The sequence below is a fragment of the Larkinella bovis genome (genome assembly GCF_042655385.1).
Lineage (GTDB): Bacteria > Bacteroidota > Bacteroidia > Cytophagales > Spirosomataceae > Larkinella > Larkinella bovis.
The window spans coordinates 290402-311612 of record NZ_JBHSMA010000004.1 but is presented as its reverse complement, the minus strand read 5'-3'; the positions used below and the strand labels follow the sequence as shown (position 1 = coordinate 311612).

Annotated in this window: 19 protein-coding genes and 1 tRNA gene; 8 read left to right on the top strand and 12 right to left on the bottom strand. The window is 44.1% G+C overall.

Going from position 1 to position 21211, the window contains the following annotated elements:
• Window positions 1-73: 73 nt before the first annotated feature.
• Genes ACFPMF_RS15250 through ACFPMF_RS15240 form a run of 3 tightly spaced genes read right to left on the bottom strand, consistent with a single transcriptional unit; the run spans window position 74 to window position 1918 of the window.
• The gene (locus ACFPMF_RS15250) at window positions 74-883 is read right to left on the bottom strand and encodes an ImmA/IrrE family metallo-endopeptidase (protein WP_379846559.1); all 810 of its coding nucleotides are present in this window, start codon (window positions 881-883) and stop codon (window positions 74-76) included.
• Window positions 880-1233: a hypothetical protein gene (locus ACFPMF_RS15245; RefSeq protein ID WP_379846556.1), complete on the bottom strand. Its 354-nt coding sequence runs from the start codon at window positions 1231-1233 to the stop codon at window positions 880-882. Before ACFPMF_RS15245 ends, ACFPMF_RS15250 begins: the two co-directional genes overlap by 4 nt.
• The gene (locus ACFPMF_RS15240) at window positions 1217-1918 is read right to left on the bottom strand and encodes an RNA polymerase sigma factor (RefSeq protein ID WP_379846553.1); all 702 of its coding nucleotides are present in this window, start codon (window positions 1916-1918) and stop codon (window positions 1217-1219) included. Before ACFPMF_RS15240 ends, ACFPMF_RS15245 begins: the two co-directional genes overlap by 17 nt.
• Before the next feature lie 114 nt (window positions 1919-2032).
• Here ACFPMF_RS15240 and ACFPMF_RS15235 point away from each other — a divergent pair, with 114 nt between their 5' ends.
• Genes ACFPMF_RS15235 through ACFPMF_RS15225 form a run of 3 tightly spaced genes read left to right on the top strand, consistent with a single transcriptional unit; the run spans window position 2033 to window position 6217 of the window.
• On the top strand, window positions 2033-3169 hold the full coding sequence (locus ACFPMF_RS15235; protein WP_379846550.1) for a ComEC/Rec2 family competence protein: 1137 nt from the start codon (window positions 2033-2035) through the stop codon (window positions 3167-3169).
• Entirely contained in the window at window positions 3156-5513 is a 2358-nt protein-coding gene (locus tag ACFPMF_RS15230; protein WP_379846547.1) for a ThiF family adenylyltransferase, read from the top strand. Before ACFPMF_RS15235 ends, ACFPMF_RS15230 begins: the two co-directional genes overlap by 14 nt.
• Window positions 5510-6217, top strand: a complete 708-nt coding sequence (locus ACFPMF_RS15225) for a hypothetical protein (protein ID WP_379846544.1) — start codon at window positions 5510-5512, stop codon at window positions 6215-6217. Before ACFPMF_RS15230 ends, ACFPMF_RS15225 begins: the two co-directional genes overlap by 4 nt.
• 37 nt (window positions 6218-6254) lie before the next feature.
• Here ACFPMF_RS15225 and ACFPMF_RS15220 read toward each other — a convergent pair whose 3' ends face one another.
• On the bottom strand, window positions 6255-7355 hold the full coding sequence (locus tag ACFPMF_RS15220; RefSeq protein ID WP_379846541.1) for a PDDEXK nuclease domain-containing protein: 1101 nt from the start codon (window positions 7353-7355) through the stop codon (window positions 6255-6257).
• A 127-nt stretch (window positions 7356-7482) separates the two neighbouring features.
• Between ACFPMF_RS15220 and ACFPMF_RS15215 the strand changes: the two genes are divergently transcribed.
• Both ACFPMF_RS15215 and ACFPMF_RS15210 read left to right on the top strand, forming a co-directional pair.
• The gene (locus tag ACFPMF_RS15215; protein ID WP_379846538.1) at window positions 7483-9027 is read left to right on the top strand and encodes a site-specific DNA-methyltransferase; all 1545 of its coding nucleotides are present in this window, start codon (window positions 7483-7485) and stop codon (window positions 9025-9027) included.
• 45 nt (window positions 9028-9072) lie between these two features.
• Complete coding sequence (locus ACFPMF_RS15210) at window positions 9073-10284, top strand: IS256 family transposase (RefSeq protein ID WP_379846535.1); 1212 nt, start codon at window positions 9073-9075, stop codon at window positions 10282-10284.
• Between the two features lie 367 nt (window positions 10285-10651).
• On the opposite strand, the gene ACFPMF_RS15205 is transcribed toward ACFPMF_RS15210, so the two are convergent.
• Window positions 10652-10867: a helix-turn-helix domain-containing protein gene (locus ACFPMF_RS15205; protein ID WP_379846532.1), complete on the bottom strand. Its 216-nt coding sequence runs from the start codon at window positions 10865-10867 to the stop codon at window positions 10652-10654.
• Window positions 10868-10977: 110 nt separating this feature from the next.
• On the opposite strand from ACFPMF_RS15205, the gene ACFPMF_RS15200 reads away from it, so the two are divergent.
• Window positions 10978-11910: a hypothetical protein gene (locus ACFPMF_RS15200; RefSeq protein ID WP_379846529.1), complete on the top strand. Its 933-nt coding sequence runs from the start codon at window positions 10978-10980 to the stop codon at window positions 11908-11910.
• A gap of 293 nt (window positions 11911-12203) precedes the next feature.
• Here the strand turns inward: ACFPMF_RS15200 and ACFPMF_RS15195 are convergent, their stop codons facing one another.
• The 6 genes from ACFPMF_RS15195 to ACFPMF_RS15170 all read right to left on the bottom strand — a co-directional run bounded on the left by ACFPMF_RS15195 (window position 12204) and on the right by ACFPMF_RS15170 (window position 16720).
• Window positions 12204-12782: a hypothetical protein gene (locus tag ACFPMF_RS15195; protein ID WP_379846526.1), complete on the bottom strand. Its 579-nt coding sequence runs from the start codon at window positions 12780-12782 to the stop codon at window positions 12204-12206.
• 35 nt (window positions 12783-12817) lie between these two features.
• Window positions 12818-13789, bottom strand: a complete 972-nt coding sequence (locus ACFPMF_RS15190) for a phage/plasmid replication domain-containing protein (RefSeq protein ID WP_379846523.1) — start codon at window positions 13787-13789, stop codon at window positions 12818-12820.
• Window positions 13790-13906: 117 nt separating this feature from the next.
• A complete protein-coding gene (locus ACFPMF_RS15185) occupies window positions 13907-14203 on the bottom strand; it encodes a helix-turn-helix domain-containing protein (protein WP_379846520.1) in 297 nt (98 codons plus the stop codon).
• A gap of 80 nt (window positions 14204-14283) precedes the next feature.
• Window positions 14284-15003 (bottom strand): hypothetical protein, encoded by a 720-nt coding sequence (locus ACFPMF_RS15180; protein WP_379846517.1) that lies wholly within the window; start codon window positions 15001-15003, stop codon window positions 14284-14286.
• A gap of 104 nt (window positions 15004-15107) precedes the next feature.
• Window positions 15108-15191, bottom strand: a tRNA-OTHER gene (locus ACFPMF_RS15175).
• A 116-nt stretch (window positions 15192-15307) separates the two neighbouring features.
• A complete protein-coding gene (locus tag ACFPMF_RS15170; RefSeq protein WP_379846514.1) occupies window positions 15308-16720 on the bottom strand; it encodes an MBL fold metallo-hydrolase RNA specificity domain-containing protein in 1413 nt (470 codons plus the stop codon).
• 85 nt (window positions 16721-16805) lie between these two features.
• On the opposite strand from ACFPMF_RS15170, the gene pbpC reads away from it, so the two are divergent.
• The gene (gene pbpC, locus ACFPMF_RS15165) at window positions 16806-19145 is read left to right on the top strand and encodes a penicillin-binding protein 1C (RefSeq protein ID WP_379846511.1); all 2340 of its coding nucleotides are present in this window, start codon (window positions 16806-16808) and stop codon (window positions 19143-19145) included.
• A gap of 94 nt (window positions 19146-19239) precedes the next feature.
• Window positions 19240-20406, top strand: a complete 1167-nt coding sequence (locus ACFPMF_RS15160) for a Gfo/Idh/MocA family protein (protein ID WP_379846508.1) — start codon at window positions 19240-19242, stop codon at window positions 20404-20406.
• 72 nt (window positions 20407-20478) lie between these two features.
• On the opposite strand, the gene ACFPMF_RS15155 is transcribed toward ACFPMF_RS15160, so the two are convergent.
• A complete protein-coding gene (locus ACFPMF_RS15155) occupies window positions 20479-21195 on the bottom strand; it encodes a ThuA domain-containing protein (RefSeq protein ID WP_379846506.1) in 717 nt (238 codons plus the stop codon).
• Between the last annotated feature and the right edge of the window lie 16 nt (window positions 21196-21211).

The window sequence follows — 21211 nt, the reverse complement described above, 5'->3', positions numbered from 1 at the left end:
TTTCAAATGTTCAATACGAAATAAGCTCAACTTTGTATGTATTAAAAATACTAAATTTTACGCATTTGTAATACTATCCATTTCTCTTCCATATTATACTCAATATAGAGTTTCTTTTTATATAATAGCATTTCTCAAAAATCTGTTGGGAACTGGCTGTATCATCTGAAAACCAATCATCAGCATATAAAATTTCAGCCGAGTTGTAACTTTTGTTTTGATAAAAATACTCTCCTGCAACCGTCGAGGGGGGGACAGGGCTATCTTTTACCGGCTTTTTGCGAAATGGAAAGTCTATTGTTGCCATAACCCGATTGATCAAACCATTTTTCGAAATAATGATAGCCATTGGATACTGGTTCAAATTAAAGTACCTGAAAATTACACTCGAAATACTGGTTTGAAAATGATTTGCCAAAGTAACGAGTAATGTCTCCGACAAGGGCAACCGATAACATTGTTGGCGGAATAGACCAGAGGGCATCAGTAAGCAAGAGGCAAAATAATCCGCTTCCTGTTCCACTGGATTTTTTTGAAAAAGGTGATTAAACGAGGGGTGAGAGGGCGTCTTCCCATTTTGGAGAGCATAGCGATGATCATCCATGAAATAATGACCTAGTTCATGGCCAAAGGTGTAGCGCGTGCGTGGTTTTTCGTAGGCTTCTAACCGATTTAGATTTAGAAATATATGAAAACGTCCATCCTGATAGTGCAATAAACCATCGAAAGCATTTTGGTAGTAACCACAGCAATAAGTTATTCCTTCTTCGTCGGCAATGAGGGCTGGATCTATGGGGGCACGTTTAAAATAACCTGTTGAGATTGTTTCTGCTAATTCCGCCACTACTCGCTGTCGGGCATTCCAGTATAAAAAACTGCTCATGATTTTTTCCTTCTGAGAGCCTCCTGCCGGTCTTGTTCCATTTGTTTTAAAACATCCTCTGGTATATCTCCTCCTTCACGAGCTGCCATTGCCAAGATTGAACCAATTTCCGAAGATGCATCCCATTTTGGCTCGATCCTAGGTTGCTGTCTTGGCCGATTGAATATAGCCATTGGGTCTGTCAGAAAGTCAGGTAGAGGATCTGGATTGGATAGGTGATTTATACGAAATGCTTCTACCTCCTCATCCGTTTCTGGAAAAAGAAAACCATGGACCTTAAGTGACCAAAGCAAACTGGGATTGATCGGTTCATTCATTGCCTGGTCTGGCCGTTTATTTTCGTTTTGCATGGCTTTTATCCAGTTCGGGTTTATAATGGGCTCTTACGTATTGATCGACTTTATCCTTACTGCGCTTTACAATCTGTCGAAAGTAGCCGGGAGTAGTTCCATAACGCTTGCATAGTGCCTTTAATATTTCATCCGGAAGATTAAGCGATTGATTGCCGTTCCCCTTCTTGTAATACTGTAAATAGGTAACTAGCATATGTCGTTCCCGCTCTGGCAACTGATTCAAAGCTTGATCAACCAACTGATAAGAATACGTTATTTGCTCTTCCTCCTCTTCTAAGGTTGATTCGTCTACGTAATCATTTTCAAAATCAAGCGATTCCGTCGGAGTACTCCATCTTTCTTCTATGTATTTTAAAAAGACATTTTTTATAATTCGGGCTAGCCAACCCTGGATTTTAATTCGAATTATATTAGAGTCACTCTCTCCCCGAGCATCAAATTGTCCACTTTTTTGATAAATGATTAAAAATGTCTGATCAAATATGTCGACCATTTCATGAATGGTTAACTGGTTGTTGGCGATTCGGCAAATATAATTATACAAAAACTGAGCATATCGATTATAGAATTCCTGGAAAGCTTTTTCCCGATTTGATGGATCATCCACCATTGACATAATTATCAATAAATCCTCATCAGGATCATCCAGAATGGTCTTAGGCTTTTGGTTAAGTAGCTTCATGGTGGGACAAGAAGTTCTTCTCTAATTAAAGTAAAGACCGTGACAAGGACCTTTGTCACGGTTCGGTATTCTTATAAGTAAATATACTTTTAATCTTAAAATATTTACATCCTTATGCTAAATACTGCGCAAGACGTAATCATACCCAAATTACCCGGTATTTTCCGTACGATTTTTTTATACACGGGCCAGGGTGAATCAACCTTGATGGTCATTCCCACGGGGCCACAAACTAGCGATTACCAATTCATACTCGTGGACTCAGACTGGGATAAAGAACCGGGAGAAGTGGATTTAGTCGCTTTATTTAAAGACCTGTTTGTCGATGGTGGTCAGATCGATGTATTCATAAACACTCATCCACACGACGATCATGTAGGCGGGATAAGGGGCATTTATGATGAAATTGGCATCACAGAGGTATGGCACTCGAACCATAAACCGGCGGGTAAACACCAGGATGCGTATGCGGAGTTGCGTTACGTACTGGGAAAAGTGGGGAAAGCCAATGAGTATCACTTAAAAGGAACGGATGATATAAACAAAATCCGTCGAACCGACGACACGGAGGTGATCAAACCATTGGGGTTAATTGACTACGTGGTGCTTTCGCCGTCGGAGTACTTGTGTGATGACATTGCCGAAGAAGAAGGCGATGCGCGCAACCGGCGGATTCACGAGCAGTGTGGGGTCATCAAATTTTCGTACGGTCGCAATCCCAAGCACATTTTAATTACTGGCGATTCAGACAAAACTGCTTGGCAAGACCATATTACTACTTATCATTTTAATAAGCTGCCCACTAATATATTAAGTGCAAGTCACCATGGCTCCTATACTTTTTTTAAGGACAGTCGGGAAGACGAGGAGGTGTATGATGCTCACCTTAAACAAATGCAGCCGGCCTACTTGATTGTTAGCGCACCTAAACAAACTGATAGTCCCCATAAACATCCGGATGATGAAGCGATGGCGATTTATCGACAGCATATTGACGAAGAGGGGATATTTCATTTGGGAGATTACAAAGGCGGTCAAAAAATTTGCGTCATCGTGGACATTACCGATGATGGCACGATGGATATTCAGGTAGATAAGCGTTTGGTCGAAGCCTACGGCACGGATGATACTGACAAAAATCCACCGAAAGAAGAATCCCTGCGGGATCGAATGGCCAGCGTCGCTTACGTCGGATCACACGGAACTCGGATCGATCGTCAACCAATGGGCAGTGGGTATGTGGTGGTTTAAAAGGCATCCAGACTATTTTCGGCAGGAGAGCGTCCGTTTAAAGCAGGATGCTAACTACCAAGAACATTATCAGGTCCTTGACAACCTCTTTCTTTCCACGGGCGAAGTACTCGTCCGGGGAGAGCACATCCTTCGTTACGCTGTTCTCATTGCTTATAGCGAATCAACTCCTTATTCGCTGCCCTCGGTGTTCTTACTTCAACGACCGCTCTCGGCTGAACGCCTAAAAACGTTAGCTGCTGGAACGTTTGCGGCCTTAGCGGATCAATTAGCGGATGAAGTTCAGTTCTTTTACCGGCGCCATCAAATGCCGACAGGGGAGCTGTGCGTTTTAGAAGCGGATTACCTGGATAATGTCGCCAAGTTTTACCCGATTGATCAAGTCTTACACCGGGTACGGGATTGGTTGGCTGGCCTAACGACAGGAGTCTTTCCACCTGACAGTTCGGAGGTTGAATTGTATACGCACTTCCGCCAGAAATTAACTTCGGTGGAAATATTATATCCCCCCGAATATCTGGATGCTAGCGTAGAACAGGGAGATTTTTATGCCGTGCGAGTAACCTACATCCCAAAAGGAACCCTTTACTTAACCGAGAAGACCATCTACCGGGGCTTATTTATCCGGAATCAAAACAAAGCGGGTTTGTTTGTGACCCGATCAATTAATGAATGGCACTCTTTTCTTCCGGAAGTAATTCAAACGGAGGCCGATCTGGAAACGAAACGGCCGGTTATCGATCAGGAAATTGAGTCGGGTCGTTTACTGCGTGGTCACTGGTTTCATTTGGATCACGAGCCCACGCCCTTTGCCGATATCGGTGAATTTGTAGAATTGCTCGGCAATGGCGACCGTCAGTATGGGTATCAGCGGCTTTTTAACGTAATCGGTGAGCAAATTAAGCGACTTCCGGATTACATTGACATTGCTGTTCGATATGCAAACCGGCGGGGTGAGTTAGAGTGGCAGTTGTTTCGACTTACGAAGAACACCCAAACGGCCCATACCTTAATTGGCGAATTTACGCCCGAGTTACTGGGGCAGATGCTGGAAGGGAGTTACGATCAGTTAGCCGCTATCCGGTCAGAACTACTAAGTGATACCTCTTTCCATTTACGAAACCAGGGCCGGGCGGATAGGACTGCTTTGCAAGCTCACCATCTGGTTTTACTTGGCTGTGGTTCTTTGGGCAGTGAGGTGGCGGATGCCATTGGTAAAGCAGGCGTCGGGACTGTTACGCTAGTAGATAAGGAAATTCTGCATGCTCACAACGTGGTGAGGCACTTGGGTGGTCTTGAAGAATTGGGCCAAGCTAAGGTTCAACTGACGGGTATGCACTTGCTGCTACATAACCCCTTTATTTCAATTTTTCGGTACGGCCTTAACGTTCTAGTAACTCCAATCAACGAGTATATGGAGATGGGAGCCGTAGGTCTTTCCACAATCGCAGACGATAACGTAGAAGGTTATCTTAATGAACAAGCGGTGATTAGTCGGCACACCATATTCTACGCACGGGCTCTACGAGGTGGTAAAGCGGCCCGAATCTTCCGTGTTATACCCGGGCAGGATGCGTGTTTTCATTGCTTGAGTTTATATGCCGCAGCGGGCGATCCCCGTTTTGTTGTTTTGGTCGAAGATCCATCTTTGCCTACGATCGTTAATGAATGTAATAATCCAGTGCGACCGGCCAGCGCGGCTGACTTAAAATTGATTTCGGCGTTGACAAGCCGGTTGTTGCTGGATCACCTTCAAGACCGGCTACCAAAAGATGAAAATCACTGGCTCTGGTCGACCGAGCCGGACGTACCGACGCTCGGGGCTCAGCCTTTCACGTTGCAGCGCGGGTGGTTACCACCCAACCCAGCCTGTCCATACTGTAATGAGCAACATCCGTTTAACCTATCCCTTCCTAATCCTATTTTGACCACGATGCGTGACGAGATTGCCCAGGATAGACGCATTGAAACCGGCGGGGTATTGGTCGGTTACAAAGATGAAGCAGGAACTGTTCAAATTAAGGCGGCATCCGGCCCCGGTCCCAAGGCGATAAAACAGCCAAGGTTCTTTGAGAAAGATATTCAGTTTTGTCAGCAGTTCTTAGATGATCAATACGAGCGGAATAGATGGGTTTATCTAGGCGAGTGGCATTATCACCCTACTGGAGATAATAAACCAAGTTCTACCGACTTAAAAAGTCTCAGTAGCATTGCTCAACAAAAAGAGTATATGACATCTGAACCCGTCATGATCATTTTAGATAGTCAAGGCCAAGCATCCTGTAGCATTCATCCGGCTGGCCGAATGTTTTATTTTGTCGAATCCCAAATCACACCGGCATGATCCCCAAATTTGATCAATACTACTGGTCAGCCCAATATGCTCCAGCTTTATTAACATCGATTCCACTGGCTATTATAGCTGACATTTTTGCCAAACAGGTGGGTGTGGACATTCAGACGGTTAAAACAATATGGGAAACCGTTCAGGTTACTCCAGCCCTGTTTTGGGCTTCACTTTCCTTTCTGCTAATCCAAATTAACATTTACTTGTCAAAAATGCTTTTTCAACCCCTTGAAGAACAGCTCTCGACGACCAATATGCTTTTATATCAAAATCAGGAAATGGGTAAAGGCGTTAAAAACGCCATTCATCTCCGAATAAAAACAGATTTTAGTATCACCTTACTTAACCAGCAGGAGGAGCAGGCAGACCCCTTGGAAGCCCGACGCTGGATCGTTGAAGCTGTTTCACGCATAAAAGAGCGGGTTCGAGAAAACAAGATGGTTCGCCGGCGTAATATTGCTTATGGGTTCATGCGGAATTTGATGGGTGGAGCATTGTTGGCAACGGGATTTTCTGTAATCGGTTATTTTTTGAATCGGTATTTAGAGGGTCGAACAACTATATTTATAGCTTGTGGCGTAGCATATGGGTTTTTATGTTTGATGAATCGTCCGCTGATTCGTCATTTTGGTCGGGAGTACGCTAAGACCTTATTCCAGCAGTATATGGCCTCATCTACAACACAACCTGCAGTTACATAAGCTGTAGCTGCGGACAGGGTCAAAAGATGCCTAAAAATTATGCTTTAAAACCTTGGCTTTCTCTCTCGATTAAAGCCTTCAGTTGTTCTTTATCAGGCAATTCCGCTAGATATTGCGATACAAATACTTCATTAGCTAATCCGCTCGTAGCATATTCCACTAGAGAACTGTCTTTACTAGCGCAAAGAATGATTCCAACCGGCGGATTATCACCAGCACTCATTTCATTAGCCTTGTAGTAGTTTAGGTACACCGTCATCTGCCCAGCGTCTGCGTGGTCAAACTCACCAATTTTAAGATCGATCAGCACATGACACTTCAAAATCCGATGGTAAAAAACCAGGTCGATTCGGTAGTGTCGGTTACCAAAACTGATGCGCTTTTGCCGGGCCTCGAAGCAGAATCCTCGTCCCAACTCAAGCAAGAAGTCTTGCAGATTGTCGATGATGGCTTTTTCAAGATCATTTTCTGTGTACTCTGGTTTTTCCTGTAAACCCAGAAATTCCAGCAAGTACGGATTCCGGATTAAATCCTCCAGACCAGCTGGTTGATTCTCCTGTATACGAGCGATTAGGGCTGCTTTATCGGTTGATAGGCTGGTACGTTCAGCTAGCAGCGTCGTGATCGCCCGGTTCAGCTCATGGACCTTCCAATTGTTTTTCAGCGCTTCGACTTCATAAAATCGGCGTAATAATGGATTATCTACTTTTAGCAGTTCGACAAAATGCGAGTAAGTTAGCCGGTCTAGCATAAGGGCGGGATCAAGCGCGGGTAAGTCTTGATCAGTTCCTACGTCTCGGTTTTCATCCCTCGGACGAATGAGCTCGAAATCACGTAGTTTGAATTTGGCAGACAGCGTCTGCCAAATTTGAGGATAGGTTAGGTAAAACTGGCGATACTGACGCAGGGAACGGTCAGATGCACCTTTAATACCATATTTTTGCAGTTCAATGGATAAGCGTTTGTGCAGTTGTTGGCCATAAGTAGCACGATCAGTGCCATGCTGCTCGAACTCGACAATATAAAATCCAAACAAATAGTTGCGAAGGGTCAATAATTGATCGGCCTGACGAGCCACCTGCTGACTAAGCTGCTGATGAAGCCCTTCTAACGTACTAATTAACTCAGTGAATTGCATAAAAGACGGGTATAACGGCATTCAATATAGTGATGAACAGCTAAAAGATCTTCAGAAAAACAGGCAAATTTCCTGGGTTATGGTACTTTTGATAATCTGAATTAATTGTTACCCGCTGCTGCCCATCATGCCAAGTTTACACTGGATTGGAAAAGAGAAAGTTGTTAACCACCACCACGACGTCCCCTTTCGCGTACTCGATCATCAATATACGTTTACAGCCGACAAGACTGAAGAAAATTCCGAAACGATCAACACTCAAGGGCAAAACCTGATTATTCACGGTGACAACCTAGAAGCCTTAAAGGCTCTATTGCCTCAGTACGAAGGACGAGTAAAATGCATCTACATTGATCCCCCCTACAATACCGGCAATGAGGGCTGGGTTTATAACGACAATGTGAATGACCCCAAAATTAAACGCTGGTTAGGGCAAGTCGTAGGGAAGGAGAGCGAGGATCTCAGCCGACACGATAAGTGGCTATGTATGATGTACCCGAGATTGAAATTATTACAAAAATTGATGTCAAGTGATGGAAGTATCTGGATATCAATTGACGATAGTGAAGTGGCTTCGTTAAGATTATTAATGGATGAAATTTTCGGAAGAAATAAGTTCATCGCCTGTAACGTATGGCAAAAGAGGTATTCCAGAGAAAATAGAGAAGCAATTGGAGATGCTCATGAGTACATTTTAGTGTATGCGAAAAACCCTCTGGCTTTTAAAGAATCAAGAAATAAAGTCGCCTTAACGGAAGATCAGGCCAAAATATATAAGAATCCAACCAATGATCCTAAAGGCCGTTACAGAACAATACCAATGACAGCGCAAGGATACAGGGCTAATCAAATGTATCCCATAACCACTCCGACAGGCGTCGTTCATAATCCTCCAGAGGGAAGATGCTGGTCTACTGTCGAGGAGAACTACAAACAGCTTTTAGCTGAGGGTAGAATATACTTTGGAAAGGATGGGAATGCGCAACCAAGTATTATCCGATATTTGAGTGAGGTTGAAGGGCTTGTACCTTGGACTTGGTGGAATCATGAAGAAGTAGGTCATACTGATGAAGCGAAGAAAGACATTCAATCAATTTATGGGACTCAAACAGCGTTCGATACCCCAAAGCCAGTTCGTTTACTTGAACGAATCATTCATATAGCTTCAAATAATGGTGATATAGTATTAGATTCTTTCGCTGGTAGTGGTACAACTGCACAAGCCGTGTTGAATCTTAACAAAGGAATCAGCGGCAATAGGCAGTTCATATTAGTAGAAATGGAAGAATACGCTGAAACCATTACCGCTGAGCGGGTACGTCGGGTTATGCAAGGATACGGTGATAAAGAAGGCACCGGTGGCAGCTTCAACTTTTACACGCTTGGCGAACGGCTGTTTGACGACGACGGCAATCTAAATCCGGCCGTTAGCACTGATAAAATCCGGCAGTATATCTGGTTTACTGAAACCAAAGGTACCGTGGCTGATGAGCCCTCCGACGAACCTTACCGCCTGGGTGTCTATGAAGGCACAGCATACTACTTCTGCTACGAACCGGAGTCTGTTACCACGCTTGATTACGACTTACTGAGTACAATCCGGACAAAAGCCGAGCAATACATCATTTACGCAGATTCGTGTGTCCTGAGTGACGACGAGAGTATTACATAAAGTGTGTCAGATGAAAGGAAATGACTACCTTACATCTAACAACTTATGGACAAGCAAACCTTTGATTTTGAAGCATTCAAGAAGAATGCCGCAGCCCGATTGAAGGCCGGTGACAGCCTTCTGGGCCGGGATGGCGTCTTAACCCCACTCTTGAAAGAGTTTCTGGAACAGAGTCTGGAAGGCGAACTGGAAGCTCATCTACAGGAAGACCAAACGCCTAACCGCAAGAATGGAAAGGGGAAGAAAGACCTCAAGACTTCCCTGGGCACAGTCGAACTGGCTACTCCACGCGACCGCAATGGTAGCTTTGAGCCCGAGATGGTTGCCAAACGTCAGCGTACCTTAGGCGTTGATTTAGATCGACAAATCATCGCCCTCTATGCTCGAGGAGCCTCCTACAGTGACATTCGAGACCATCTGATGGATATGTACGGCTTGGAGGCATCAACGGCTACCATCAGCCGGGTGACGGATAAAATTCTGCCTTTGATTCAGGAATGGCGTAACCGGCCACTGGAACGAGTTTATCCCTTTGTCTGGTTGGACGCTATTCACTACAAGGTACGTCATGAAGGCCGGGTTGTTACACGGGCCATTTACTGCATTATTGGCCTCAACCAGGAAGGCTATAAAGAGCTATTAGGCCTATATGTCGGTGAAAATGAAGGAGCTAAGTTCTGGTTGCAGGTATTGACAGACCTCCAGAACCGGGGTGTGGAAGATGTGTTTATTGCCTGCATCGACAACCTTCAGGGCTTTGCCGAAGCGATTGAAACGATCTTTCCACATACTGAAGTCCAGCTCTGTATTGTCCACCAAATCCGTAATTCACAGAAATACCTTTCCCATAAAGATGTCAAACCGTTTATGAAAGACCTGCAACTGGTTTACAAAGCGGCTACCAAAGAAGGAGCGGAACGGTATTTGGATCAACTTGAAAGTAACTGGGGCCTGCGCTATCCCAAAGTCATTGAATCCTGGCGTCGGAACTGGCCCCGTTTGTCGAACTATTTTCAGTATAATAAAGACATCCGCCGGATCATGTATACGACGAACATCATTGAAGGCTTCCATCGCCAATTACGAGCGGTTACCAAATCAAAAGGCGCCTTCCAATCCGATGAAGCGCTGATGAAACTGCTGTTCTTAGTACAGGAAAATATCACCAGTAAATGGAACAAGCCGGTACACAACTGGAATCAAACGTTAGCCCAACTGTCAATTATCTTTGGCGATCGGCTTAAACTCAATTTATGAACCTGACACACTTAATGTAATACATCCCACCAGTATCGCCAATTTCAGGAGTAAGTTGGATGGAGCGACTCAACTAAAGGCTGACGATAGAAAGAAGGCAAAGAAGAATTAAATGGATGTATTGCCGTAGTGCATCAACGGCTTTTGAAATGAGGTTATAAGTAGCTTTTAAGCTTAATGACATAACATCCGCATTATGAAGGCAAATTTGTATACAACCCAACCGAACTATACGTATTAGGACAATGCCTATACATGAATTAGCCCGGAACTTCCGGGCTTTCTTTTTTGGTGACCAGTGTTAATTAGTATATTATTACCAAAGTTATTTACATTTTGTACACTCATTCATTGGTCTTATTTGCTTTTAAAATTCTAATAGTTTATTAGGTGGTACTTCCAAAGCGTCTGCAATTTCTTTCAAATAATAAATTGATGGGTTAATTTTTCCATTCTCCAAACGCTCGATACTTTGTCTATCTTTGAAACAAGCGCGCGCTAAATCCGCCTGACTCCATCCCCGATCCAGCCTTAATTGAACTATCCTATTCCCTAATTCTGTTAAAAATTGCTTTTTGTCCATGACAACTTGCTAGCGCTAGCAAGTTGAGTGACCGATTACTAAAAGATGTCATCGGATTCGTTGACAAGTATTAATAACTTTGTAAATTGTGGCAAAAAACACTTTACAATATGAAAAAGTATTTATTCCTGATAACATTATCCTTTATTAGCCACCTAATGTATGCACAAAATGAAACAATAAATTGGATTTTACCTGCTGGTCAGTTAAAGAACTTCTTCTATTATATGGTTTCTCCTAAAACTGGTAAGATGGTGTATGACATGATGAGAAGAAGAGAATTTAGATATGATATGAACGGTGGTTATATAATTAAAGAAATTAATAGCTTTCAAAACAAACCAATTAGTATTATAACCAGATACCTACAAGTTTCTAATAACAAAGTTGTAATTACAAGAACAATAAGAAATAGCTCAATAGCAGATAGGCGTGAAGAAATATTTAATCCACCATCTATCTTATTTACAATTCCGAAATTTGGGGAAAAAATTACATGGATATCAAAAGAGGATGGAAATAAATGTACAGCCTTCTTTAAGACAATACAAGAAGCTGGTAGTGAGGTAAAATACTTAGTAATACAATCTGAACATGCTTATGAAAAACAAAAGGAAGGCCGTATTGTTATAAGCGCTTATTATTATCGTTATAACATTGGATTAGTTAAAGAAACTTTAATTTCAAGGGGTACTGAAACTATTATGTGGGCATTGTACGACCCATATAGTGATGCAGGGTATAAAAATCCAGAACCGCAAGTAGAGAAAAAAGACACTGAGGAAAAGTCTGAAACTTTGACATATAATAAATTTGTAACGCGCTATTTTACAGTTGCGTCTGAAAAAGCGTATGTTTATAGATCTCCTCATAGGTTAGATAAATCTACAAATTATATAATTAAGGGGAGTAAGGTAAGCAGCAATACAGAATCTGAAAATTTTGTGTTAACAAAATTTAGCGGAAAAGGAGGAGAGGAAATAGAAGCCTATCTTTTAAAACTAGATATAAAATTTGATTTTGATGATACTAAACCAAATTAACCTTCATCATTTAAAATACTTTTATTAATTCCACTTACTTTTTGTCAGAAATTTCGCGTAATAGGCTCAGGACTTATTTTTATTCTTCAACAATATAGATGGGGGGTAGGTGATAATTTAAAGGACACGCACCTATAATCCTTGGTAAATTAGTGAATCTAAATCTTTAAAGAATACGACCATTTCTGATAATTTTTTTTGGGGTTGACTTTATTTTTCTCGATATTATCTAATAATGATATTTGTGAAATATACTTAGTGGTAATTTACTTTTAAAATACGTTAATGAATTTTTAAGGCTTTAACATCGTTTCTTCAATTTTCAATATTTTATCTAGTCTTTTGTAAAATCTTTTAGCTCTTCTTGTTTGTATTCCTTTGTAATAATGGGTGAATTTTTCTCTTATAATTTCTACTAATGAGTCTTTCATATTCCAATATTTTTCATTCTGGTATTGGGATTTGGAGGATATTTGTAATGGATAGTAAATCTGTGTATCGTAAGCATTTTTTCCTTGCCAAATATGGTTTTCGTCCACTCTATATAATACTCTGCAACATGTGGCAGTTGTTGGGCATATAAAATACAATACATTTCCTTTACCTAAATTGCTAATTCGTGATTCTAGAAATATCACTTGATCAAAACTCATATAAATACCACTCTGCCCATCCCTCAAATCGTAAGTCAGTTTGATATACCCTTTTTCATTAGTTGAATTATATGTTTCTATTTTTGCTTCGGCGAGTACTTCACCGAATTGGTTTTTCCAAACTAATTTCCCTGTAATCTTATTTCCTTTCTTCAAAAACCCATTTCTATTAAGGTAGCTTAGTTTAAGAGGAAGCGAAGTGACTGTTGTGTAAGCCATACTTTTCTTATTTAATTTTTCCTTATGTTAAAAGACTAGACGGAAATATTAGCTCTAATGAAACTGTTGCAGTTTGCAAATCTTTCTGCTCTATTATCTAATATTTTCATACTATTTAAGGATTTTGTGTATTCGGATTGATAACTTAATATATCTCCTAAATAATTCTGTATATTTTGCTTTGTACTTCTTGTTAATCTTTTAGATTTGTAGCTATCCACGAGCTCATTTTTTAATGATTCAATCCCATAATGAATAATGGCTTTTATTTCCATTTCTTTTTTATTACTAAACAAACCAATATTTGTTGAATAATCCTTTTCAGCATTACAGTACATTGAATACCAAATTTTAGGTAAAAAATGCATATTCGTCAAGATATAATCAATAGTAATATTTTTACTTCCAAAATGCCTTTCAATTGTATGCAATTTTAACATTTTATACTCTATTCTTAATAAATTGTCTGGTATCGTTTTTATATTTGAATTCTTTGATAGTTCTTTATTACAACTTTCTGTTTGATCATAAAAAATTATCTGATTCGAGTTATTTCCAATAATTACACTTTCACCATTGCTCTTATATACAGTCTTCTTCATTCTTTTTCCTCCAATAATTTTTCTAATTGTAAACGAAGGAGGTGTAGAAAGTCTAAAGCTTACCCCTAAATCAATCCTTTTATGGATTGCCTTATTCCAATTAATAAAAAAGTACCTAGCTTTCAATTTTTCATAAGCTTTGATTAATTGCCTGCTATTTAATGTTTGATAATTATTACCAAAATATAATTTTGTAAGACTGCCTTGTAAGTATATTTTATTTTGTATTATCCATATTTTAAAGCCTTTGTCCCAACATGTGTAGAAAGTTTTTATTGGTTTTAGGTTATCATTACTGACAGTTGTACTTTTATCAATAATATACTTTTTCTCTAAAATTTGAATACAAGCTTCCAACTCTTTAACCGAGTCAAAATCTTGAACTATTTCTATTGTATCAATCATTTTTGTTTATGTTTTTACACTTTTTTCCACTTGTTATTAATGCCAAAAAATTTTTAGTCCGGACATGGCGTAGCTTTCGGACTTAAATAAGCTACAATCCAATATGGGACCCAAAATCTAGATTGTGGATTTATTTTTAATAAGCGCTGCTGCTGAAATAACCTCCGACTCCTTGTATCTTACTTTATTTCCTATTCTATAAGACTTTATTAAACCTTTTTTGGTCCAGTCCCAGATAGTTACTTTTGTAACTTTGAAGATGTCTGCTACTTCTTGCCTAGTTAGAAAAGCATTAGGTTGTTGCGGAGAAATGTGGGCTTTAATCTCATTTAAAGCCCCTTCTAGTGAAGAAAACCTATCTAAAATCGTTTGAGCGTCAATTTGCTCAATTTGGAGTGTTCTTACAGTGTTCATTTTTTTAAATTATTGACACTGCAAAGGAATTCTATCTTTCAGGACAATTCAGGACAGATTAAGACAATTTCAGGACAATTTCAATCAGTCTGTGTTTGAAGGTGTTTTTTGTAGTCCTTGCAATATTTATCAACTTTTTTTTTCATTTCATCATATTGTTTGCTCTCCCTTTTAAAGCGCTTGTATTCAATTCGGAGTATTTTGCAAAATGTTTCATGAGCTGATTTATCAGATTGTTTAGGGAAAATGTCATTCATTATGAGTGCATCGATAAAGCCTGACACAATACCTTCTTTTCGATTTTGTAGCATGTACTCCCCCTGTTCATTAATAATTGAAAATTGTTTTAATGCATTTATTGTGAAATCATAATATTCTTTCTTACTAAAATATCTTTCATAAGTTGCAATTTCGATCTGTTCTGATTTCTCTTTTTCGGGCCTTATGCTATTTGCAGCTTTTTCAAACTTTTCTTTTTCCTCTGTTGCATATTTAATAATTTGCTTTATAATACTTTCTTCTTTAAATTTTTCTTTGGTTTCTGGGTCTGTTATATTTAGATCCGCATAATACTTATTCCAGAAGTCAACTATATTTATTGTAATGCCAAATTCTGATTCTATTTTTTCTTTATATTTTAACAATACCTGCGCTGGAAGTTTTAATTTTTCTAAAGCATTAAGGTTGACTTCATCCCGCTCTTCAAATTGCCCTGTTTTTTCAAGCCATTTGTAGTATCCAAAAGAGTTTTCATGGCCTAACAACCACTTTTCTATTTCATTTTTTTTGAACCCGTTCATATCTATCACAAGAATATTTTGAATTCCGTCCCCCAAAACGTCCCCCGACCAAAACAAAAAACCCGTAACTTGCTGATTTATAGCTAGCTACGGGTTTAATGCTGTGCCGAAGGCGAGACTCGAACTCGCATGAACTCACGTTCACACGCCCCTGAAACGTGCGTGTCTACCAGTTTCACCACTTCGGCATCATTGGTACCCATGAATTGGGACTGCAAAGATGAAGCTTTTTCATTTTATTTGCAAGTCCCCCTGGCATAAATTTTTATGGGCTGAGCCGGTTTTTATTATTTTTCAAAACCGGTTACACTTCCACCGACTCGTACAGGGACGGAATATACACATTTTCAAAACCGGCGCTCTGGAGTTTCTGCCGGAAAACCACCTGCCGGTCGTATTCGCCGTGCACCAGAAAAACCCGTTTCACCTGGGCCGGATTCTGGCAGGACAGAAAATCGAGCATCTCCTGGTAATCACCGTGGGCGCTGAATGAATCCATCACCTCCACATCGGCATTGACCTGAAACGTTTCTCCAAAAATCTTTACCTGTGCATCGCCCCGTTTCAACGCGCCCCCCAGGGTTTCGGGACCACAATAGCCTACAATCAGAATCGTACAGCGCGAATCTTCCACATTGTTTTTGATGTGGTGCTTAATCCGCCCGGCTTCGGCCATGCCCGAGGCCGAAATAATGATGCAGGGCTCGTCGCGGGTGTTGATCGCTTTCGAATCTTCGACGTCCGAAATGTAATGCAGGTTCGGGAACGCAAACGCATCACCATCTTTTTCGATGTAGGCCCGGATTTCCGGGTTGAAACATTCCTCATGTTCTTTCATCAGGTGCGTCGCTTTTACCGCCATCGGACTGTCGATGTACACGTTCAAACGGGGTAAATCACCGCGATTGGCGAGCTGATCCAGCGCATACACCAGTTCCTGCGTCCGGTCGACAGCAAACGCCGGGATGATCAGTTTTCCTCCGCGTACCACGCAGGTATCGTGTACAATCCGGAGCAAATGCGCCTGCATGTCGGGTTCCGGTTCGTGCCGTTTATCGCCGTAGGTGGATTCGCAAAGAATGTAATCCGCCTGCGGGAATGGCTCCGGCATTTTAAGTATCTTGTCGTGCGGACGGCCAATGTCGCCACTGAAAAACAGCCGCTTCTCGGTGGGTTCGCCCTGAGGGCCGGGTTCACGAACGGTCAGGCTGATGGCGGCACTGCCGAGTAAATGCGCGGTATCCGTGAACACCACGCTGACTTCGTCGCGGCTGAGCCAGAAGGTTTGCCCGTAGTCGACGGTTTTGATCAGCGCCAGGGCGCGCTCCACATCGGCGGTTTCGTAGAGGAGGTCAAGCAACGGACGGCCCTGTCGTTTCCGGCGCTCGTTGACCCGTTCCAGGTCTTTTTCCTGAATGTGGGCGCTGTCCAGTAACATAAGCTGGCAGAGGTCGGCGGTGGCTGGCGTGCAGTAAATCGGTCCGCTGAACCCCTTGCGGACCAGTCGCGGAATCAATCCGCTATGGTCGATATGGGCGTGGGAGAGAAGGAGATAATCGACCTCGGCGGCTTTAAACCGGAAAGACTGATTGAGATCGTCGGTGTTGATGCCCTGAAACAGACCGCAATCGAGCAGAATACGGGTTCCGCGTTGGGTTGTAATCAAATGTTTGCTGCCGGTAACGGTGCGGGCGGCCCCAAAAAACTGGATTTTCATTGACAAAAGGAGTTAAAAAGCGGGAAATACGTCCTATTGCTTGCTAAATGGCGATCTGATAAACGGACCGTTTAAGGAGTGCATATTGGAAAAATTACGTCACATCACCAAAAAACTCTGGAAACAGCGCTGGGTTAAGCCGGTGCTGGGCGTCCTTGTGCTGTTTCTGGGACTGACTCTGGCGTTTCCGCTGAAAGTTCGCCCCCGGTATTCGACGGTAATCACGGCGGCCGATGGCACGGTTCTCCACGCTTTTCTGAGCGACGACGACAAGTGGCGGCTGGCGACCGAACTGGCTGAAATTACGCCGGTTCTCCGGCAAACCATTCTCCAGAAAGAAGACCGGTACTTTTATTACCACCCCGGTTTCAACCCGGTCGCCATGGCTCGGGCGGTTTTTCGGAACCTGACCACGGGCCGCCGGACATCCGGCGCGTCGACCATCACCATGCAGGTGGTCCGGTTGCTGGAACCGCGCGAACGGACGTATGGCAGCAAAATCATTGAATTGTTTCGCGCCATTCAGCTGGAGATTTTTTATTCCAAAGACGAAATTCTGCAACTCTATGTAAACCTGGTTCCGTATGGCGGGAACATTGAAGGCATTAAATCGGCCTCGATGCTGTATTTGGGAAAACCGCCCCAATTGCTGAGCCTGGCCGAAGTGACTACGCTGACCATCATTCCGAACCGTCCGTCGAGTCTGCGGTTGGGCATAAACAATACACGCATCGTGCAGGAGCGAAACCGCTGGCTAAACCGCTTTCGAAAAACCGGATTATTTCCCGACGAAACCATTGTCGACGCGCTGGCGGAACCGCTGAATGCCTACCGCCGGGCCTTGCCGAGTCGGGCGCCCCACCTGGCGCTGCGGTTGAAGAAAAGCCATCCCGACCAACCGGTTATTCATACCCGGTTGCTGCCCAACCGGCAGGCGCAGACGGAACAACTGGTGGCCCATTACGTCGGGCGGGTGCGGGCGATGAACATTCACAATGCGGCTGTGCTGGTGGTCAATAACCAGACGATGGCGGTGGAAGCCTACGTTGGTTCGGCGGGTTTCCGGAACCGCTACGACGGTGGGCAGGTGGATGGCGTCCGGGCGGTGCGGTCGCCGGGGAGTACGCTGAAACCGCTGCTCTACGCGCTGGCGTTCGACCAGGGGTTGATGACGCCCAAAACCGTAGTGAACGATGTACCAACGAGCTTTTCCGGCTACGAACCCGAGAATTACGACCGGCAGTTTTACGGGCCTATCACGGTCGAATCGGCGCTGGCCAATTCGCTGAACGTTCCGGCGGTAAAAACCCTTCAGCAGCTTGGCACGCCCAAATTTGTCGATCTCCTGAAAAAAGCCGGATTTGAAACCATCAAAAAACAGTCGAAAAGTCTGGGTTTATCGGTTATTCTGGGCGGATGCGGGGTCACGCTGGAGGAACTCACTCGTCTTTTTGCGGCTTTCGCCAACGGCGGGGAGGCCCGAAATCTCAGCTACATCCTTCCGAACGAAGCAGAAGGAACGTCCCGAAAAAACCGCCTGATTTCGCCGGACGCAGCTTTTCTGATTACGAACACACTGACGCAGATTACGCGCCCGGATTTGCCTAATAATTTCGATAATAGCTACCACCTGCCGCGCATCGCCTGGAAAACCGGCACGTCCTACGGTCGGCGGGATGCCTGGAGCATTGGCTACAACAAACGGTATACGGTGGGTGTGTGGGTCGGCAATTTTTCGGGCGAGGGAGTTCCCGAACTGAGCGGAGCGAATATTGCCACGCCCTTGTTATTCAGTATTTTCAACGCGATCGATTACAACTCGTCCAGCGGCTGGTTTCGGATGCCGAAGAGTTTGTCGATGCGCCAGGTTTGCGCCGAAACCGGGGACGTCCCGGGTGAATTCTGCGAACACAAAATTGTCGATTACGCCATCATGGGCGTTTCGCCGTACCACCGGTGTCAGCATCGGAAAACCGTCTGGACGAACGCCATCGGTACGGTTTCGTATTGCGCCCATTGCCTGCCCGAAACGGCCGGAACCGATGATGCGGTTCAAAAATTGTATCCCAATCTGGCTCCCGAACTGATTGCCTTTTACGAAAGTCGGCGGATTCCGTACGCCAAAATACCGCCCCACAATCCGGCCTGCACCCGCGTTTTTGCCCGGCAGGGGCCGCAGATTATGAGCCCGAACGACGGCAGCGAGTATTTTATCAATCCGAACCAGCCGCAGCAATTGCAGCTGAGTTGCCAGGCCGACAACGAAGTGAAAGAGGTGTACTGGTACCTGAACGATAAATTGTACCGAAAAGCGGCTCCGACGGAAGGCGTTTTCTTTAGTCCGCAACCCGGCGCACTGAAAATTTCGTGCGCCGACGACAAAGGCCGCAACACCAACATTCAAATCACGGTCCGGGCCGAATGATGTACGAAGACATGAGAAAGTAGCCAGGAGAGTAGAGATGTACGGTTTATGACTTTTTTTATCACTACGCTCTTGTTTCACTTCTATCTTCTCTATGATGAATTCCAACCGTCGCGATTTTCTACAAAAACTTTCGAAGGGTATCGGCGCATCGGCGCTTTCTTTACCACTGGCCGGTTATGCCGGTACGCTGAATCAGCAGGACCAGTTTGCCCGGATCAATACCCTTGTTTCGCACCTTGGCGAACCGTTGCAGCAGGGCCGTAAGCTAGGCATGGCGCTGGTCGGGCTGGGTGGTTATGCAAAGAATCAGCTGGCTCCGGCCTTGCAGCAGACCCAACACGTCCGGCTGGCGGGTATCGTCACCGGAACACCTTCCAAAGCCGAGGAATGGATGGGAAAATATAACATTCCCAAAGCGAACGTCTACGATTACAAAACGTTTGACCGCATCATTGATAACAAAGACATTGATATCGTGTACGTGGTTTTGCCGAATTCGATGCATGCCGAGTATGTGATTCGGGCGGCCAAAGCCGGAAAACACGTGATCTGCGAAAAACCGATGGCGATTACGGTGAAAGAATGTCAGGATATGATCGACGCCTGTAAAAAGGCTAACCGCCAGCTGGCCATCGGCTACCGGCTCCATTACGAACCCTTCACGCAGGAAATGATGCGGTTGGGCCGGGAAAAAGTGTTCGGCAACCTGAAGTTTCTGGAAGCGAGCGACGGTTTTAAAGCCGGTGATCCGAACCAGTGGCGACTCAAAAAAGCGCTGGCGGGCGGGGGACCGATGATGGACGTGGGCATCTACGCCATTCAGGGTGTGCGGCTGGTGACGGGTCTGGAACCCATTTCCGTGACGGCGCAGTTTGCCCCCAAAACGAACCCGGAGAAATTCAAAGACGTGGAAGAAGGGATGTACTGGCAGTTCGAATTTCCGGGTGGCATCACGTCAACCTCAACGACGAGCTACGCGGCTGGCGTGGAGCGGTTGTACGCGTCGGCCGAAAATGGCTGGTTTGAACTGCGTCCGGCGTTTGGCTACGGGCCGCTGAAAGGCATGACCAGCAAAGGACCGATCGAAAAACCGGTGGTCAATCACCAGGCGATGCACATGGACGGGATTTGTAAGGACCTGATCGACGGCAAACAACTGCCGAAACACATCACGGGCGAGGAGGGGATGCAGGATATGAAAATCATCACCGCTACCTACCAGGCCGCCGAAACCGGGCGGAAGATCAAGATCGCTTAAGTTGTTACACAGAGTTGATCAGGGTTTTTCTCCGGTTAACTCTGATAAACCCTGATCAACTCTGTGTAATAATCATTTCTTTTTCCCCATGGCGTACTTAATCCCCCCCAGCACGTGCGCCATGAACTGCGGGTCGCTGTAGGATTCGTCGGTATGGCCGCCACCCGTGTAGAACGACCGGCCGCCATCGAACTCGCGGTACCAGATGAAGGGGTGGTTATCGCCGTTTTTACCGCCTTCGTAGGTTTTCTCATCCAGTTTCCCCAGCACCTTGATGCCGTCTACAATGCTTTTGTAGTTATACCACTCATCGTAGCGTTTCCAGCGGTCGGGCAGCATTTTGGTCGAAAGATGTTTCTTGTCCACGATTTCGATTTCGGCGTTCTGCTGCTTCGGGTGGCTCAGGAAGTAAGCACCCACCAGTTGGTTATACCACGGCCATTCGTATTCGGTATCGGCAGCCGCATGAATACCGACAAAACCGCCCCCTTTTTTAATGTATTGCTCAAAAGCCGCCTGCTGTTCGGCATTCAGAATGTCGCCGGTCGTGCTCAGGAACACCACGGCTTTGTATTTTTTCAGGTTGTTGGGCGTAAACAGATCGGCATTTTCGGTTGTATCGACGCTGAAGCCGTTTTCCTGGCCCAGTTTCCAGAGACTCGCCTTGCCCACTTCAATGGATTTATGCCGGAACCCTTTGGTTTTTGAAAACACCAGAATAGCATCTTTTGCGCTGGCAATACCCGTTGACAAACAAAAAATACTGAGGAGCGTTAGAATCGTTTTCATACACAGGTTTAAAAGT

What these genes read in the sequence shown, in the direction of transcription:
- ACFPMF_RS15200 (WP_379846529.1), top strand. Translation starts at nt 10,978, where the DNA reads ATGAAAAAGTATTTATTCCTGATAACATTATCCTTTATTAGCCACCTA.
- ACFPMF_RS15210 (WP_379846535.1), top strand. Translation starts at nt 9,073, where the DNA reads ATGGACAAGCAAACCTTTGATTTTGAAGCATTCAAGAAGAATGCCGCA.
- ACFPMF_RS15250 (WP_379846559.1), bottom strand. Translation starts at nt 883, where the DNA reads ATGAGCAGTTTTTTATACTGGAATGCCCGACAGCGAGTAGTGGCGGAA.
- ACFPMF_RS15170 (WP_379846514.1), bottom strand. Translation starts at nt 16,720, where the DNA reads ATGAAAATCCAGTTTTTTGGGGCCGCCCGCACCGTTACCGGCAGCAAA.
- ACFPMF_RS15205 (WP_379846532.1), bottom strand. Translation starts at nt 10,867, where the DNA reads ATGGACAAAAAGCAATTTTTAACAGAATTAGGGAATAGGATAGTTCAA.
- ACFPMF_RS15245 (WP_379846556.1), bottom strand. Translation starts at nt 1,233, where the DNA reads ATGCAAAACGAAAATAAACGGCCAGACCAGGCAATGAATGAACCGATC.
- ACFPMF_RS15160 (WP_379846508.1), top strand. Translation starts at nt 19,240, where the DNA reads ATGATGAATTCCAACCGTCGCGATTTTCTACAAAAACTTTCGAAGGGT.
- ACFPMF_RS15155 (WP_379846506.1), bottom strand. Translation starts at nt 21,195, where the DNA reads ATGAAAACGATTCTAACGCTCCTCAGTATTTTTTGTTTGTCAACGGGT.
- ACFPMF_RS15215 (WP_379846538.1), top strand. Translation starts at nt 7,483, where the DNA reads ATGCCAAGTTTACACTGGATTGGAAAAGAGAAAGTTGTTAACCACCAC.
- ACFPMF_RS15230 (WP_379846547.1), top strand. Translation starts at nt 3,156, where the DNA reads ATGTGGTGGTTTAAAAGGCATCCAGACTATTTTCGGCAGGAGAGCGTC.
- ACFPMF_RS15180 (WP_379846517.1), bottom strand. Translation starts at nt 15,003, where the DNA reads ATGAACGGGTTCAAAAAAAATGAAATAGAAAAGTGGTTGTTAGGCCAT.
- ACFPMF_RS15225 (WP_379846544.1), top strand. Translation starts at nt 5,510, where the DNA reads ATGATCCCCAAATTTGATCAATACTACTGGTCAGCCCAATATGCTCCA.
- ACFPMF_RS15195 (WP_379846526.1), bottom strand. Translation starts at nt 12,782, where the DNA reads ATGGCTTACACAACAGTCACTTCGCTTCCTCTTAAACTAAGCTACCTT.
- ACFPMF_RS15220 (WP_379846541.1), bottom strand. Translation starts at nt 7,355, where the DNA reads ATGCAATTCACTGAGTTAATTAGTACGTTAGAAGGGCTTCATCAGCAG.
- ACFPMF_RS15185 (WP_379846520.1), bottom strand. Translation starts at nt 14,203, where the DNA reads ATGAACACTGTAAGAACACTCCAAATTGAGCAAATTGACGCTCAAACG.
- ACFPMF_RS15235 (WP_379846550.1), top strand. Translation starts at nt 2,033, where the DNA reads ATGCTAAATACTGCGCAAGACGTAATCATACCCAAATTACCCGGTATT.
- ACFPMF_RS15190 (WP_379846523.1), bottom strand. Translation starts at nt 13,789, where the DNA reads ATGATTGATACAATAGAAATAGTTCAAGATTTTGACTCGGTTAAAGAG.
- ACFPMF_RS15240 (WP_379846553.1), bottom strand. Translation starts at nt 1,918, where the DNA reads ATGAAGCTACTTAACCAAAAGCCTAAGACCATTCTGGATGATCCTGAT.